This is a genomic window from Streptomyces sp. NPDC002730, from assembly GCF_042888805.1.
Classification (GTDB): Bacteria; Actinomycetota; Actinomycetes; order Streptomycetales; family Streptomycetaceae; genus Streptomyces.
Window position 1 is genome coordinate 323,328 of sequence record NZ_JBIAQG010000010.1, and the last position, 14,629, is coordinate 337,956.

The following is a 14,629-nucleotide window of genomic DNA, read 5'->3' on the forward strand; positions in this document are numbered from 1 at the left end:
ATCCGGGAAGGGTCAGCTTCGGGCGCCGTCGAGGGGCGCTGCGGCAGCGGCTGCGACCGCTGCGGGGAATGCGGCAGCCTTCGGCGCGTCCGCGACTGCGGACGGCGCTGCGAGGAAGGCGTACCGGAACATGTCGTTGATATTCGCCTACGGCCGTGGCCGCGTCGAATGGTTTTCCGCGTACGGGAGTTCAGCAGGTCACAGGTGCTTCGTGGCTTCTCGGACAGACAGTGGCGAGAGCCGGTCGCGGGCGCCGTGGACGAAGTCGCTCACCGCGTCCGGATCACCGGCGGGCCGACGACGTGCGAGGCGGGCGCGTCGACGGTGTCCCACCGGGTGACTGTGACGACGGGCCGGCGGACGACCGGCAGCAAGCCGGACGAGCAGCCCGGGCTCATCAGGCTCACATTACGGCGATCACATCCCTGTGTCGGTTAGTCTCCCCGGATGCTCGAGCCCGTCCCCAGGCCGTCCGCCGGCCTCGCCATCCGCTGTACCAGGGCGCTGTTCTCGCCGTGGTCGCGGCTGTCGCTGCTCGTGGCCGTACTGGCCGCGGCGGCGGTGACGGTGGTGCTGTACGAGCCGCAGCGGCTGCTCTCGGCAGGCTGGCCGCCGCAGGTGAGCGGCGGCGCCGCGGTCGTGATGTTCGGTGTCGCGTACGGGGCGTGCACGGCGGCGTTCGTACCGAGGCCGCTGCTGAACCTTGCGGCGGGAGCGCTCTTCGGCTCGCAGGCCGGTTTCGTCTCGGCGCTGGCCGGGACGGTGCTGGGGGCAGGTATCGCGTTCACGCTCGGCCGGGTGCTGGGCCAGGACGCGCTGCGGCCGCTGCTGCGGGGCCGCTGGCTGAAGGCTGCCGACAGTCAACTGAGCCGGCACGGCTTCCGTTCGATGCTGGCGCTGAGGCTCTTCCCGGGTGTGCCGTTCGCCGCGGCCAACTACTGCGCGGCCGTGTCCCGCATGGGCTACATGCCTTTCCTGCTGGCGACGGGCCTTGGCTCGGTCCCGAACACAGCGGCGTATGTGGTGGCGGGCAGCCGGGCGGGTTCGCCGACGTCACCGGCGTTCCTGATCGCGATGGGTTTCATCGTGCTGACCGGGGCGGGCGCGGCCGTGGTCGCCTGGCGCAAGCGCCACGGGCTGCGTGGCACGGCTACCGCTGAAGACCACCGAGCCACGGGCGAAGCCGCCCCGGAAGCGTCGCTGCGGACGGGGCCGGGCGCCAACTGAGGGTGCCCCCACTGGGATCCCACAGGGGCTGCGGCATTCCGGTTCACCCGAGGACGCTACGCTGCCTCACAACTGGCGCATGATCGGGAACGCTACGCGCCGTCTGACTGTGATCATTTCTTGGGTGGCGTAGTTTTCGATGTCTTGGTTCGAATCATTCATCCTCGGGCTCGTCCAGGGGCTGACCGAGTTCCTTCCGATCTCCTCCAGCGCGCATCTGCGGCTCACGGCCGCGTTCGCCGGCTGGCACGACCCGGGCGCGGCGTTCACGGCCATCACCCAGATCGGCACGGAGACTGCTGTCCTCATCTACTTCCGCAAGGACATCGTCCGGATCATCTCCGCCTGGTCCCGTTCGCTGATGAACAAAGAGATGCGCAGTGATCACGACGCCCAGATGGGCTGGCTCGTCATCGTCGGCTCGATCCCGATCGGTGTGCTCGGCGTCACATTCAAGGACCAGATCGAGGGCCCTTTCCGTGATCTGCGGCTGATCGCAACGACCCTGATCGTGATGGGCATCGTCCTCGGCATCGCCGACCGTCTGGCCGCCCGTGACGAGGCGGGCGGCAAGCACCGCGCCAGCAAGGAGCGCAAGACCCTCCAGGAGCTGAGCGTCAAGGACGGTCTGATCTACGGCGTCTGCCAGGCGATGGCCCTGATCCCCGGCGTCTCCCGCTCGGGCGCCACGATCAGCGGTGGTCTGCTGATGGGCTACACCCGTGAGGCGGCGGCACGCTATTCGTTCCTGCTGGCCATCCCGGCCGTCCTGGCCTCCGGCGTCTTCGAGCTGAAGGACGCGAGCCAGGGCGGGCATGTGTCCTGGCCGCAGACGATCTTCGCGACGATCATTGCCTTCGCGGTGGGCTACGCGGTGATCGCGTGGTTCATGAAGTTCATCACTACGAAGAGTTTCATGCCGTTCGTGATCTACCGGATCCTGCTGGGAATCGTGCTGTTCATCCTGGTCGGCACGGATACGCTGAGCCCGCACGCGGGTGAGTCGGCCGGTTGACGCCTCCGGTCGCGGTGAAGACGGCTGTCATACCGAGGCCGTACCTTGGTGGGCATGTCCCCCTCTCCCCGCGAGTCGGAAACTGCGATGTCCGCCACCGAGCTGAACACCCGGATCCGTGAGCTGTGGGCGGACGGGGAGCTCCCCGACGACCGGCGGCAGGAGTACGAGGCACTCGTGGTGGAGTGGGCCGCGGCGGCGCTCGAGGACGTCCAGCCCGCCGCCTGAATGCGGACCCGTACCCCTCGACCTGCGGTCCCGGCGGCACCGGGGCACTCTGGGGACATGGCCTGGCAGGCACCGATCGTCGTGGATCCGCCCTCTCCCGGAGGCGGGCGGCGTGTCACCGTGCGCGGAGAGATCGTCGGCCTCGCACACAGCGACAAGGACCTCATCGAGTTCCTGCGGCGGGCCGGGCTCGAGGACGCGGACATGATCCTCGACGACCCCCACCTCGTCGAATGGCGCGGCGGCCGCGCGCACCAGGGGTACGCGGCTTGAGGAATCACTCGGCTAGCCTGAGCGCACAATGAACCGTTTGACGACGTCATGGGGCGAGTTCGACGTCGCCCGCTTTCCCGAGGATCCTCGCGACCAGCTCCGGGCCTGGTCCGCGGCCGATGAGTACCTTCTCCGGCGGCTCAAGGGGATCGACGACGCCGGGCCCACGGACCTCTCCGGCACCGTGGTCGTCGTCGGCGACCGGTGGGGCGCCCTGGTCACCTCGCTCGCGGAGCACCGTCCCGTACAGATCACCGACTCCTTCCTCGGCCAGCAGGCGACCCGGGCGAATCTGGCGCGTAACGGAATCGACCCGGACTCGGTGCGGCTGCTGTCGGTCAGGGAGCTGCCGCCGGAGCGGATCGACGTACTGCTGATCCGGGTGCCCAAGAGTCTCGCGCTGCTGGAGGACCAGCTGCACCGTCTCGCGCCCGCTGTCCACCCGGACACCGTCGTCATCGGTACGGGGATGGTCGCCGAGATCCACACCTCCACGCTGAAGCTCTTCGAGCGGATCCTCGGTCCGACCCGGACATCACTGGCGGTGAAGAAAGCGCGGCTGATCTTCTGTACGCCCGATCCGCAGCTCGCCCGGGTCCCCAGCCCCTGGCCGCTGCAGTACGCGCTGCCCGCCGATGTCGGCGCGCTCGCGGGCCGGAAGGTCACCAACCACGCGGGCATCTTCTGCGCCGAGCGCCTCGACATCGGTACGAGATTCTTTCTCCGCAGCCTGCCGGAGCGCCGCGGCGCCGAGCGGGTTGTGGATCTGGGCTGCGGCAACGGGGTGATCGGCACGGCCGCCGCGCTGGCCAATCCGGAGGCCGCGGTGACGTTCGTAGACGAGTCGTTCTCCGCGGTGGCCTCGGCCGAGGCCACCTACCGGGAGAACATTGCTTCGGACGCCAAGGCGGAGTTCGTGGTGGGCGACGGGCTCTGCGGTGTGCCGGACGGGACCGTGGACCTGGTGCTGAACAATCCGCCGTTCCACTCGCACCAGGCGACGACGGACGCGACGGCCCGCCGGATGTTCGGCGGATCGCGCCGTGTGCTGCGTCCAGGAGGGGAGCTGTGGGTCATCGGCAACCGCCACCTCGGCTACCACGCGAAGCTGCGCCGCCTCTTCGGCAACTGCGAAGTCGTCGCGAGCGACCCGAAGTTCGTCGTCCTGCGAGCGGTCAAACGCTGACGGACGCGGTCGGCCCGGTCATCGGGCCGCGTCCTCCTGCCACTGCTCGTAGGGGACACGGGCGATCTCGCGTACGCCGCCGAACGTGCCCCACTCGTTCTTGCCCAGCCGGGTGAGCGGCGCGAGCCTCGTCACCTCCGGGTGCCCGTCCGCCATGACGTCCTCGCTGATCGCCGCGTGCACCACCCGGCCGAAGACGACGGTCGAGTCGCCCAGCAGTACGGTGCTGTGCAGCTCGCACTCGAGCGCCACCGGTGAGGCCGCGACGCGCGGCGGCTTCACGCGCAGGCTCGCCTCCCGGGCGACGCCGACCGCGTCGAACTCGCTGATACCGCGCGGGAAGTCGGTGGCCGTCGCATTGATCTGCTCGAAGAGCGGTTCGGGCGCGAAGTTGACCACGAAGGCGCCGGTGTCCTCGATATTGCGCAGCGAGTCCTTACGGCCGACCGAGGTGAACTGCACGACCGGCGGCGATACGCAGGAGATGGTGAAGAACGAGTGCGGGGCGAGGTTGTCGGTTCCCTCCGCGGACGTGGTGGAGACCCAGGCGATCGGCCTCGGGACGACGGTGGCGGTGAGCAGCCGGTAGAACGTGTCGCGGTCGCACTGGGCAGGGTCGTAGTCGATGCGCATGGCGGCAGTATGGCGGGCGACGCGAGGATCCGTGGGTCCGCGAGGGTCCGCCGAACTGACGGAGATCGACCGTTTGCTGACCAAGAGCGGGTGACTGGCGTGCACAGCCCTTGGCGTAAGGCCCGCGCTGCCCGAAACTGACCGGATGACGCAGCGCGTGGATCTCGCGACCGTGATGGACCGGCTGACCATCGATGAATTGATCACCAGTTACGCGGTGGCCGTGGACGATGCCGACTGGGGTGCCTACCGGGCTCTGTTCACACACGAAGGGCGCGCGGACTACCGCAGCTCGGGCGGTATCGAGGGCCCGGCCGCCGAGGTCGCCGACTGGATGGCGGAGACAATGCGGCTCTTTCCCGTACGCCAGCACCTCATCGTCAACCGGCGGCTGCACATCCAGGACCTGGGCGGCTATCCGGGCGACCGTGCCGAGGTGCAGGCCGACTATGTGAACCCGATGCGGCTGGAGTCGGGCGACGACTTCGTCTCCGGCGGACGGTATGCCTTCAGCCTGCTGCGTACGGACGCAGGCTGGCGGCTGCGCACCGTGGTGATCCACGAGAAGTGGCGGCGGGCCGTCGGGGCACTCGCCGGGAGCTGACACACCGTGGCGCACTGTCGGTGCCGGTCCCGCTCCCGCACACTGGAGGGGACACTGCCCGCGGGCCCTTCGAGGCAGGACGAGGAGGCGCGGCATGCGGATTCCGGGCGCCCGGCGGGAGCTGTGCGACGGGCGCGATCGGTGGGAGCGCCCGCGGCAGAAGCTGTCGTCTCGCTGGTGGCGCGGCGCGGCCGCGGTGGCGGCCGGGGCACTGCCGGTGCTCGCCTTCCCTGAGCCGTCCCTGTGGTGGTTCGCGTATATCGCGCTGGTGCCGTGGATGCTCCTCGTCCGGTCCGCGCCCACAGCTCGCCGTGCGGCGGTCGACGGTTGGCTGGGCGGCATCGGTTTCATGATTGCCGTGCACCACTGGCTGGTGCCGAGTCTGCATGTGTTCATCGTGGTGCTGGCGGCGCTGCTCGGGCTGATGTGGGCGCCGTGGGGGTGGCTGGTGCAGCGGCTGCTCGGCGGGACGCCGTCGCCGGCCCGCGCAGCCGCTGCCCTCGCCGCTGTCCCCTCGGGCTGGCTCATGATCGAACTGGCCCGGTCCTGGGAGGGTTTGGGCGGCCCCTGGGGTCTGCTTGGAGCCAGTCAGTGGGAGGTATCTCCTGCTCTACGGCTCGCGTCGGTGGGTGGCGTGTGGCTGGTGAGCCTGTTGGTGCTCGCGGTGAATACGGCGTTCACCGTGCTGGTGGCGGTGCCGAAGGCCCGTACGGCGGCGGTGGGCGGAGGCGTCGTCTGCGCGCTCACCACAACCGCGGTCTGGATGTGGGCCCCGCACCCGGAGCAGTCGGGCCGGGCCCGGATCGCGATCGTGCAGCCGGGGGTCGTCGACGGCATCGGCAGCGTCGACCGACGCTTCGCCCGCAGCGAGGAGCTCACCCGTCAACTGGCGGGCCAGGACGTCGATCTGGTGGTCTGGGGCGAGAGCAGTGTCGGCGCGGATCTGCGCGAACGTCCCGATCTCGCGGCACGGATCGCCGTGCTCTCGCGCGCCGTCGGCGCCGACGTGCTGGTCAATGTGGACGCCCGGCGCGAGGATCCCTCGGGCCGGGCCGGAATCTTCAAGAGCTCTGTCCTCGTCGGTCCGCAGGGTCCGACGGGCGACCGCTACGACAAGATGCGGCTGGTCCCCTTCGGTGAGTACATACCGGCCCGTACGCTGCTGGGCTGGGCGACCTCGGTGGGCAAGGCCGCGGGCGAGGACCGGCTGCGCGGCAGCCGCCCGGTGGTGATGGTGCTGCCGGGCGCCGGGGAGGGCGGACTGCGGCTCGGGCCGCTGGTCTGCTTCGAGTCGGCGTTCCCCGATATGAGCCGGCGGCTCACCCGGGACGGCGCGCAGCTGCTGATCGCGCAGTCGGCGACCTCGTCGTTCCAGGGGAGTTGGGCGCCGGAACAGCACGCCTCGCTGGCGGCGCTGCGGGCGGCGGAGAGCGGGCGTCCGATGGTTCATGCGACGCTCACCGGCGTCAGTGCGGTGTACGGTCCCGGCGGCGACCGGGTCGGCGGCCTGATCGGTACGGACAGCAGCACCAGCGCCTTCTACGACGTCCCGCTGGCGGGCGGCACGACGCTGTATGTCAGGTTCGGCGACTGGCCGGTCTACGCAGCGCTCGCCGTCCTCGCGGCCGTGTGCGCCACCGAGGGTACGCGGGCCCTCAGGCGGCCTGCTCCAGGGCTTGCCGCACCACCCGTTCACACAGCTCATGAGTCCGCAGCGCATCGTGCGCGGTGAGCAGTTTTCCGGCCCGTACGGCGTCGAGGAAGGAGAACACCGACTGCTCGATGCCGCGCTGCCTGGCGACGGGCACCCAGTCGCCGCGCCGCCGTACGCTCGGCTGACCCTTGTGGTCGACGATCTCCGCGAGGTTGCGGACCTCCCGCTTGGTGTCCTGTCCCGACACCTCGAGGATCTCCTCGGTGGAGCCGCTCTTACGGTTCATCGTCCCGATGGCGGTGAATCCGTCGCCGGACAGCTGCAGCACGACATGGTGCATCAGTCCGTCGACGATCCGCGCCCTTACGTCGGTGTGGTCGACCGGTCCCGGGACCAGGAAGCGCAGTGTGTCGACGACATGGATGAAGTCGTCGAGGACGAGGGTGCGCGGGTCCTCGGCGAGGCCGACACGGTTCTTCTGCATCAGGATCAGCTCGCGCGGGTGCTCCAGGCACTGGGCGTAGCCGGGCGCGAGACGGCGGTTGAAGCCGACGGCCAGGCTGGTGCCGCGCTCCTCGGCGAGGCCCACCAGGCGCTCGGAGTCGGCCAGTTCGTACGCGAGCGGTTTGTCGACGTATGTCGCCACGCCGGCCTCCAGGAGCCGGGTGACGATCTCGGCGTGGGTGGAGGTCGGAGCGTGCACGAAGGCGGCGTCCAGGTCCTCGGCGAGGAGGGAGCCGAGGTCCGTGTGGCACCGCTCGGCGGGGATGTGATGGGTCTCGGCGACCCGTGACAGGGTGGCCGGTGTGCGGGTCTGCAGATGCAGTTCCACCCCGGGCAGGGTGGTGAGAACCGGCAGATAGGCCTTCTGCGCGATGTCGCCGAGCCCGATGCAGCCGACCTTCACAGGGGCCTCCCTTGGCGCTGTGCCGATTGTGCTTCTGGTACGTCCTGTGCTCCGGCAGCATACGTGCGCTGCGGCGGCTGCCAGTCGGCGATGCCGTCGAAAGTCCGCAGGACGAGGCCCGGGCCGAGCCGGGAGACCGCGGACATCAGGGTGTTGCGCACCGCGACGGCCGGAGTGCTGGTCAGGGACATCAGCCTGGCGATCTGCGCGGACTTGCGGACGACGGCGGCGGTGCGCGGCAGCCGCTCGGCGCTGTATGCGGCGAGGCCGGCGGCCAGGTCGCCCTCGGGCGCCACGTGGTGGGCGAGGACGATGCCGTCCTCGATGGCCTGGTTGCCGCCCTGACCGAGGGTGGGGGCCATGGCGTGGGCGGCGTCTCCCAGGAGCACGGTGCGGCCCCGGTGGAAGGCCGGCAACGGCTCGATGAGGTGGTGGACGTCGTTGCGCAGTACGAGGTCGGGTTCGGCGGCCGTGATGATCGCGGGGATCGGGTCGTGCCAGGAGCCGAAGCGGCGCAGCAGCTCGGCCTTCTCGTCGTCCGCCGCGCGGGCTCCGGCAGGGGCGACAGCCGCCGCGTACGCGTAGATCCGGCCGTCCTTGAGCGGCTGGGTGCCCCAGAGTGCGCCGGATCCCCAGGTCTCGTGGGGTGCGAAGGGCAGGTCGGGCGCGGGGACGACCACGCGCCAGGTGGTGAATCCGGAGTACGAAGGTCCGGGGTGCTCGGGGAAGAGGACCCGGCGTACGGCGGAGTTGATGCCCTCGGCACCGACGACCAGGTCGGCCTCGATCTCTCCACCTGGCGTGGTGACCCGGGCCGGGCGGCCGCCGACGACTCCCGGGTCGGCGAGCGCGGCGGGACTGCCGGTGCGCACAGCGTCGGCGGGCAACCGGGAGGCGATCCGCTCGATCAGGGTGGCGCGGTGGACCAGGACCAGTGGTCCGCCGAAGCGTTCGGCCGCGGCGGCGCTGTTCGTACGCGAGAGCCAGCGGCCGCCCGGATCACGCATACCTCCGTCGCCCTGCCAGGCGGCCATGTCACGGATGTCGTCGCCGAGGCCGATGACGTCGAGGGCGCGCTGGGCGTTGGGGGCGAGGCCGATGCCGGCGCCGACCGGTTCAAGGGATGCGGCGCGCTCCAGGACGGTGACCTGCCAGCCGGACAGGCGCAGGGCCACGGCGGCGGTCAGTCCGCCGATTCCGCTTCCGATGACAACGGCTCGTGGTCCGGGCATGACGCCTCCTCGATGCGTTGAAGCACTGCCGCACGTGCCACCTGATGCGGTCACTACATCTGTAGTAACACGCTCACCGTACTACAGATGTAGTTGAAGCGGTAGGTTGAGCTCATGGCCGCACGCACCCCCACGAGCACCTCCCGTGCCGAACTGATCGCCGACGCCGCGCTGAGACTGCTCGCCGAGCGCGGGATGCGCGGGCTCACCCACCGGGCGGTGGACGAGGCCGCCGGGCTCCCGCAGGGCTCGACGTCCAACTACGCGCGCACCCGGCAGGCGCTCCTCGAAACCGCGGTACGACGGCTGGCGGAGCGTGAGGCGGCCGTCCTGACCCCGGACGGCTTGCCTGTACCGGACGGCGGCATGGACGGCCTGGTCGACGCACTCGCGCTCGCACTGCACCGTTATCTGACCCGCCATCGCGAACTGCTCGTCTCCCGCTACGAACTGGCCCTCGAGGCCACCCGCCGGCCGGAGCTGCGAGAGTTCTACGACGCGACCGGCAGCCAGTTCCGCGAGCCGCTCAAAGCGCTGATGGCCGCGGCAGGCTCCACCGAACCGGAGCGCCACGCACTGTCGTTGGCGGCCTGGTGCGAGGGGTTGATGTTCTCCTGCGCGGCGGGGTCGTACCACGCGGCCGTCCCGGAACCGGCGGAGCTGCGCACCGGATTCCGTGAGCAACTGCGGGGGATGCTCGGCGGATAAGCCCTGGCGGCACCGCGTCGCGTGGTTCAGGATGATCGCCATGACGACACCTGAACGCACCGAACCGTCCACCACCGCGGGCGAGCGAGACATGTTGGAGGGCTGGCTCGAATACCACCGCGAGACCCTGGAAATGAAGTGCGCCGGCCTGAACGACGAGCAGCTGCGGCAGCTGTCCGTGCCGCCCTCCGAGATCTCGCTGCTCGGACTCGTACGGCACATGGCGGAGGTCGAGCGGGGCTGGTTCCGCAACATCCTGGCCGGGGAAGGCGTCGAGTACCTCTACTCCAACGACGACCGCGACGGCGACTTCCACGCCACGGAGCAGGACACCTATGCCGAGGCGCACGCGGCCTGGCAGGCCGAGATCGTACGGGCCCGTGAGCTCGCCGCCTCCCGGACGCTCGACGATGTGGGTACGGGCAAGCACCGCAGTGGGGAGACCTTCAACCTGCGGTGGATCATGACGCACATGATCGAGGAGTACGCGCGCCACAACGGCCACGCCGACCTTCTCCGCGAGCGGATCGACGGCGCGACCGGCGAATAACAGCGAAGAACGCCGGCCGACGGCACATCACCGGCAACTGACCGGCGTCACCCGTGCGGGCCATTATGTGCCGGTACGCCGGTGAACGTGCCCCCGCGCACAGCAGAGTTGCGCGGGTGCACCGAACAAGAACCGCCGCAAAGGTCCTGGTAGGAGTGGCCGCCTGGGCCGTCACCGGCTGTGTTGCCGTCGAGCCGCCGCGCCCGCCCGCACCCCCGCCTGCGCCGGTCGGCCGCCCGGCGCAGGTCGTGGAGCCGCAGATTGTGCAGGGCCCGGCCCGCGAGGTCCTTGAGCCCCCTTCTGCGGCCGGGTCGCCTCCGGCCGGGACCACCGCTCCCCCGTCGCCGCCCGCCATCGGACATGTGCCGCGCGTGCGGCCAAGGCCGCGGCCGCCGAAACCCCGGACCGTGAAGCCGCCCGCCCCGGCGCCTGTACCACCGGTCCTGCCGGCCGCCCGGCCCGACATCTGCGCCTTGGGCCAGGAGTACGGCCGGTTGCCGCCCGACAGCCCGCAGGCCCGGATCTGCCGCGAGATGTACGGGAATTGAGCCTCACTCGCCGCGCAGTCCGCGCTCCAGCCGGTCGATAGCGGCACGGACGCCGTTTTCGTATCCGTCGTCCCCCAGAGCATCCGTCGCCGCGCGCGCCCGGTCGAGATGGACCCGCGCGGCCTCGGGGCGCTGCAGCTTCACATAGTCGGCCGCGAGATTGAGATGCAGCGAGGGAAAGAAGGCCCGCACCGCGAGCGCCTCCTGGCGCTGGGCCAGCCGCTCGTCGCTCAGACCCTCGGCCGCCGACAGCGCCCGCAGGTCCCAGGCGAGCTCGTCGCCGGGGTCGTCCTGGGTGTCCGCCATGTAGTGCGCGAGCGTGCAGCGGTGGAGTGGATCACCGGCCTCGCCGATCTCCGACCAGAGCGCGCCGAAACGATTGCGTGCCTCCTCGCGGTCCCCGCCGTGCAGCAGCATGATCGCTTGCCCGATCCGGGTCATGACGGCGTCCCCCGACGCCTCCTGCTGCTCCATCACTGCGGCCTCCCACGTCCGTGCGGCGAATTGCGACCCGCGGCGTCAGCCGCTTGCGCTGACGCCACAGATCACGACGCTAGCCGCCGCCACTGACATTGCCGCACAGGCTCGGGCACCCGCCCGAGCCTGTCAGCCGGGTGCGCGAACGCTCAGCCGAGGTCCGGGATCCGCCAGTCGATGGGCTCGTGTCCCTGGGCCGCGACCGCCTCATTGATCTGCGTGAACGGACGGGAGCCGAAGAACTTCTTCGCGGACAGAGGCGAGGGGTGCGCACCCTTCACCACCACATGCCGCTCCTCGTCGATCAGCGGCAGCTTCTTCTGCGCGTAGTTGCCCCAGAGGACGAACACTGCCGGGTCGGGCCGGGAGGCAACGGCGCTGATCACCGCGTCCGTCACCTTCTCCCACCCCTTGCCCTTGTGGGAGTTGGCCTCGCCGGCCCGCACCGTCAGCACCGCGTTGAGCAGCAGAACACCCTGCTCGGCCCACGGCATCAGGTAGCCGTTGTCCGGGATGGGGTGGCCCAGCTCCTCCTTCATCTCCTTATAGATGTTCCGCAGGGAGGGCGGGGTCTTGACGCCCGGCCGCACGGAGAAGCAGAGGCCGTGCCCCTGCCCTTCTCCGTGGTACGGATCCTGGCCGAGGACCAGGACCTTGACGCGGTCGTACGGCGTCGCGTCGAGGGCGGCGAAGACCTCCTCGCGCGGCGGATAGACCGGCCCCTTGGCCCGCTCCTCCTCGACGAACTCGGTGAGCTCCTTGAAGTACGGCTTCTCCAGCTCTTCGCCGAGGACGCCGCGCCAGGACTCGGGCAGCATGTCGGTGTCGGTCACGTCAACAACCTCCGGAATGCGATCAGTTCTCGACCACAGAACCTACCGGGGGCCACTGACAACGGGGTCTACCAGCTGGCCTTGCGGTACAGCTGCCACATCTGCATGAACGTCTGCGGGTTGATCGCGAGTTCGCCGCCGCCGATCTCCTCGCTGGAGGCGACGTACATCTTGCCCTGCCACAGCGGCAGCAGCCGAACATCGTCGCCGAAGATCTCCTGCGCCCGCTCGAACTCCTTGGTCACCGCACCGCGGTCACTCTCGCGCCGGGACGCGGGCAGCAGCTGGTCGGTGATCTCGGGGCTCTGGTACGGAATGCTGAGCGCGTTCTTCTCGCCGACGAACGGCGCCACAAAGTTGTCGGGGTCCGGGAAGTCGGGGAACCAGCCGCGTCCGAAGACGGGGTACTCGCCGGCCTTGTAGGCCTTCTGGAAGTCCTTCTCGGGTTTGCCCTCCACCGTGATCTTGAACAGGCCGGAGGCGTCGAGCTGCCGCTTGAGCTCGGCGAACTCGGGCTTGGAGGCGGAGCCGTAACGGTCGGAGGAGTACCCGAACGTCAGCGGCACCGGCTTGGTGATGCCGGCGTCCTTGAGGATGGCCCGCGCCTTGTTCACATCCGGCTCGCCATAGCGGTCGAACAACTCGGTGGTGTGGCCGAAAATGCCCTTGGGGACCATGGAGTACAGCGGCTCGGCCGTGCCCTGGTAGACCTTGGCGACCAGCGCGTCGCGGTCGATGACCTGGGCGATCGCACGGCGTACGGCGAGCTTGCCCGCCATGGGGTCCTTGGAGTTGAAGACGAGGTAGCGGATGTCGGCGCCGACCGTCTCGACGAGCTGGAGGCGGTCGTACTCCGGCTGCTTCGTCTGAAACTTGACGACCTCCGCCGCGGTCAGACCACGGTAGATCGCGTCGATCTCCTTCTTCTTGAGGGCTCCGACCATCACGTCGGAGTCCTGGAAGTAGCGGATGTCGACGGCGTCGTTCTTGAGCTTGGCGAACCCTTTGTACTCGGAGTTCTTCGTCAGCTCTGCCCGGTCGCCCTTCTTGTACGAATTCAGGACGTACGGCCCCGAACCGGTCAGCCCGCCGTCCTCGCGGAGCTTGTCCGCCGGGTACTCCTTGGGCGGGACGATGGACATGGCGGGCGTGGCCAGGATGAACGGGAACGTGGCGTCCGCCGTCTTGAGGCTGAACTTCACGATGCGGTCGCCGGCGGTCTCGACCTTGCCGAGAGAGCCGAGCAAACCGTTGGGGCCACCCTTCGCATCGATCTTCTGGATCCGCTCGATGGAATACTTGACCGCCGCCGCGTCGAGCTTGTCACCGTTGGAGAAGGCAAGGCCGGGCTTCAGCTCGCACTCGAAGACCTTGTTGCTGGGGTTGGTGAAGCGGCAGGATTGCGCGGCGTCGGGCTGCGGCGTTGTGACGCCGGACGGGAAGCTGACCAGCGTCTGGAAGACATTGCTCAGCAATTCCCATGAGCCGTCCCAGGCTGCGGCCGGATCGAGAGTGGTGGGCTCACTCATCGTACCGACCGTAATCTTCTGCTCGCGCTCGGTGCTCTCACCCGAAAACAGGCTGCATCCGGCCAGCAGAGATATGGACGCTAGGGCTGCAGCGGCCTGCAGACAGGTCCGGTAGAACACGTGCACGCTCCTCGTTCAGCCATGGGTCGGCCGACCATACCGCAGCGCCCCGCCGGGTCAACCTGGTGGCCCGGCGGGGCACTTGGCTCAATCAGGAACAAACCGGCTCAGTGCGCCTCTGTGTGCGTCAGTGCACACCGGCATTCAGGAAGATACCCCCATCGACCACCAGTGTCTGCCCTGTAATCCAGTCCGACTGTTCGGAGGTGAGGAAAGCGGCCGCTCCGCCGATGTCCTCCGGCACTCCGAGCCGGCCCAGCGGGTAGGCCGCGGCCGCCTCCGCCTCACGGCCCTCGTAGAGCGCCTGGGCGAACTTGGTCTTGATCACTGCGGGCGCGATCGCGTTGACCCGTACGACCGGGGCGAACTCGTGCGCGAGCTGCAGGGTCAGATTGACCATGGCCGCCTTGCTCATGCCGTACGCGCCGATGAAGGGCGAGGCGGAGATGCCGGCGACCGAGGCGATGTTCACGATCGCACCGCCGTTCTCCTTCTGCCAGGCCTTCCAGGTCTGCTGCGCGAAGCCGAGCGCCGAGATCACATTGGTCTCGAAGACCTTGCGCGCCACATTCAGGTCGAGCTCGGCGATCGGGCCGAAGACCGGATTCGTGCCGGCGTTGTTGACCAGGAAGTCGACGCGGCCGAACGCCTCCATGGTGCGCGCGACGGCGGCCGCCTGGTGGGCCTCGTCATGGGCCTTGCCCGCGACGGCGATCACCCGGTCCGAGCCGAGCTGCTCCACGGCCTCCTTGAGCGCGTCCTCACCTCGGCCGGTGATGCACACCCGGTCGCCGCGGGCGACGAGCGCCTCCGCGATGCCGTAACCGATACCGCGGCTCGCGCCCGTGACCAGGGCGACCTTTCCGCTGTCCTGTACCTCTGCGGTCATGTTCGTCGTCTCCCGA

General features: G+C 69.5%; 16 protein-coding genes. 9 read left to right on the forward strand and 7 right to left on the reverse strand.

The window, feature by feature from the left end; all coding sequences use genetic code 11:
- Nucleotides 1-447: 447 nt before the first annotated feature.
- The 5 genes from ACFYXH_RS26265 (at nt 448) to ACFYXH_RS26285 (ending at nt 3,929) form a co-directional block, all read left to right on the forward strand.
- Nucleotides 448-1,227, forward strand: a complete 780-nt coding sequence (locus tag ACFYXH_RS26265; RefSeq protein ID WP_389567555.1) for a TVP38/TMEM64 family protein — start codon at nt 448-450, stop codon at nt 1,225-1,227.
- 139 nt (nt 1,228-1,366) lie between these two features.
- Nucleotides 1,367-2,242, forward strand: a complete 876-nt coding sequence (locus tag ACFYXH_RS26270) for an undecaprenyl-diphosphate phosphatase (RefSeq protein ID WP_389567558.1) — start codon at nt 1,367-1,369, stop codon at nt 2,240-2,242.
- A 54-nt stretch (nt 2,243-2,296) separates the two neighbouring features.
- Nucleotides 2,297-2,470: a hypothetical protein gene (locus tag ACFYXH_RS26275; protein ID WP_389567560.1), complete on the forward strand. Its 174-nt coding sequence runs from the start codon at nt 2,297-2,299 to the stop codon at nt 2,468-2,470.
- Nucleotides 2,471-2,527: 57 nt separating this feature from the next.
- A complete protein-coding gene (locus tag ACFYXH_RS26280) occupies nt 2,528-2,743 on the forward strand; it encodes a hypothetical protein (protein ID WP_385311026.1) in 216 nt (71 codons plus the stop codon).
- A gap of 28 nt (nt 2,744-2,771) precedes the next feature.
- Nucleotides 2,772-3,929, forward strand: coding sequence for a methyltransferase (locus ACFYXH_RS26285; protein WP_389567563.1), 1,158 nt, complete (start codon nt 2,772-2,774; stop codon nt 3,927-3,929).
- An 18-nt stretch (nt 3,930-3,947) separates the two neighbouring features.
- On the opposite strand, the gene ACFYXH_RS26290 is transcribed toward ACFYXH_RS26285, so the two are convergent.
- Complete coding sequence (locus tag ACFYXH_RS26290; protein WP_389567566.1) at nt 3,948-4,562, reverse strand: flavin reductase family protein; 615 nt, start codon at nt 4,560-4,562, stop codon at nt 3,948-3,950.
- Between the two features lie 145 nt (nt 4,563-4,707).
- Here ACFYXH_RS26290 and ACFYXH_RS26295 point away from each other — a divergent pair, with 145 nt between their 5' ends.
- Both ACFYXH_RS26295 and lnt read left to right on the forward strand, forming a co-directional pair.
- Entirely contained in the window at nt 4,708-5,166 is a 459-nt protein-coding gene (locus tag ACFYXH_RS26295) for a nuclear transport factor 2 family protein (protein WP_327322130.1), read from the forward strand.
- Between the two features lie 94 nt (nt 5,167-5,260).
- Nucleotides 5,261-6,898, forward strand: a complete 1,638-nt coding sequence (gene lnt / locus ACFYXH_RS26300; RefSeq protein WP_389567569.1) for an apolipoprotein N-acyltransferase — start codon at nt 5,261-5,263, stop codon at nt 6,896-6,898.
- On the opposite strand, the gene ACFYXH_RS26305 is transcribed toward lnt, so the two are convergent.
- Nucleotides 6,822-7,727, reverse strand: coding sequence for a Gfo/Idh/MocA family protein (locus ACFYXH_RS26305; protein WP_389567572.1), 906 nt, complete (start codon nt 7,725-7,727; stop codon nt 6,822-6,824). The genes lnt and ACFYXH_RS26305 overlap by 77 nt on opposite strands.
- On the reverse strand, nt 7,724-8,959 hold the full coding sequence (locus ACFYXH_RS26310; protein WP_389567575.1) for an FAD-dependent monooxygenase: 1,236 nt from the start codon (nt 8,957-8,959) through the stop codon (nt 7,724-7,726). The genes ACFYXH_RS26305 and ACFYXH_RS26310 overlap by 4 nt, the downstream gene beginning before the upstream one ends.
- Before the next feature lie 114 nt (nt 8,960-9,073).
- On the opposite strand from ACFYXH_RS26310, the gene ACFYXH_RS26315 reads away from it, so the two are divergent.
- Entirely contained in the window at nt 9,074-9,667 is a 594-nt protein-coding gene (locus ACFYXH_RS26315; protein ID WP_389567577.1) for a TetR/AcrR family transcriptional regulator, read from the forward strand.
- Nucleotides 9,668-9,707: 40 nt separating this feature from the next.
- Nucleotides 9,708-10,217: a DinB family protein gene (locus ACFYXH_RS26320; protein WP_389567579.1), complete on the forward strand. Its 510-nt coding sequence runs from the start codon at nt 9,708-9,710 to the stop codon at nt 10,215-10,217.
- Nucleotides 10,218-10,768: 551 nt separating this feature from the next.
- Here ACFYXH_RS26320 and ACFYXH_RS26325 read toward each other — a convergent pair.
- The 4 genes from ACFYXH_RS26325 to ACFYXH_RS26340 all read right to left on the reverse strand — a co-directional run bounded on the left by ACFYXH_RS26325 (nt 10,769) and on the right by ACFYXH_RS26340 (nt 14,613).
- The gene (locus ACFYXH_RS26325; RefSeq protein ID WP_389567581.1) at nt 10,769-11,242 is read right to left on the reverse strand and encodes a hypothetical protein; all 474 of its coding nucleotides are present in this window, start codon (nt 11,240-11,242) and stop codon (nt 10,769-10,771) included.
- 149 nt (nt 11,243-11,391) lie between these two features.
- Nucleotides 11,392-12,075, reverse strand: coding sequence for a uracil-DNA glycosylase (locus ACFYXH_RS26330; protein ID WP_389567583.1), 684 nt, complete (start codon nt 12,073-12,075; stop codon nt 11,392-11,394).
- Between the two features lie 68 nt (nt 12,076-12,143).
- Nucleotides 12,144-13,724 carry an ABC transporter substrate-binding protein gene (locus ACFYXH_RS26335; RefSeq protein WP_389567586.1) on the reverse strand — a complete coding sequence of 527 codons (1,581 nt, stop codon included), beginning with the start codon at nt 13,722-13,724 and terminating at the stop codon, nt 12,144-12,146.
- A gap of 127 nt (nt 13,725-13,851) precedes the next feature.
- Nucleotides 13,852-14,613 (reverse strand): SDR family oxidoreductase, encoded by a 762-nt coding sequence (locus tag ACFYXH_RS26340; RefSeq protein WP_389567588.1) that lies wholly within the window; start codon nt 14,611-14,613, stop codon nt 13,852-13,854.
- Between the last annotated feature and the right edge of the window lie 16 nt (nt 14,614-14,629).

Excerpts from the sequence above, each read along its gene's own strand:
- ACFYXH_RS26265 (WP_389567555.1), top strand. The coding sequence starts at position 448 with ATGCTCGAGCCCGTCCCCAGGCCGTCCGCCGGCCTCGCCATCCGCTGT.
- ACFYXH_RS26270 (WP_389567558.1), top strand. The coding sequence starts at position 1,367 with ATGTCTTGGTTCGAATCATTCATCCTCGGGCTCGTCCAGGGGCTGACC.
- ACFYXH_RS26275 (WP_389567560.1), top strand. The coding sequence starts at position 2,297 with ATGTCCCCCTCTCCCCGCGAGTCGGAAACTGCGATGTCCGCCACCGAG.
- ACFYXH_RS26280 (WP_385311026.1), top strand. The coding sequence starts at position 2,528 with ATGGCCTGGCAGGCACCGATCGTCGTGGATCCGCCCTCTCCCGGAGGC.
- ACFYXH_RS26285 (WP_389567563.1), top strand. The coding sequence starts at position 2,772 with ATGAACCGTTTGACGACGTCATGGGGCGAGTTCGACGTCGCCCGCTTT.
- ACFYXH_RS26290 (WP_389567566.1), bottom strand. The coding sequence starts at position 4,562 with ATGCGCATCGACTACGACCCTGCCCAGTGCGACCGCGACACGTTCTAC.
- ACFYXH_RS26295 (WP_327322130.1), top strand. The coding sequence starts at position 4,708 with ATGACGCAGCGCGTGGATCTCGCGACCGTGATGGACCGGCTGACCATC.
- lnt (WP_389567569.1), top strand. The coding sequence starts at position 5,261 with ATGCGGATTCCGGGCGCCCGGCGGGAGCTGTGCGACGGGCGCGATCGG.
- ACFYXH_RS26310 (WP_389567575.1), bottom strand. The coding sequence starts at position 8,959 with ATGCCCGGACCACGAGCCGTTGTCATCGGAAGCGGAATCGGCGGACTG.
- ACFYXH_RS26315 (WP_389567577.1), top strand. The coding sequence starts at position 9,074 with ATGGCCGCACGCACCCCCACGAGCACCTCCCGTGCCGAACTGATCGCC.
- ACFYXH_RS26320 (WP_389567579.1), top strand. The coding sequence starts at position 9,708 with ATGACGACACCTGAACGCACCGAACCGTCCACCACCGCGGGCGAGCGA.
- ACFYXH_RS26340 (WP_389567588.1), bottom strand. The coding sequence starts at position 14,613 with ATGACCGCAGAGGTACAGGACAGCGGAAAGGTCGCCCTGGTCACGGGC.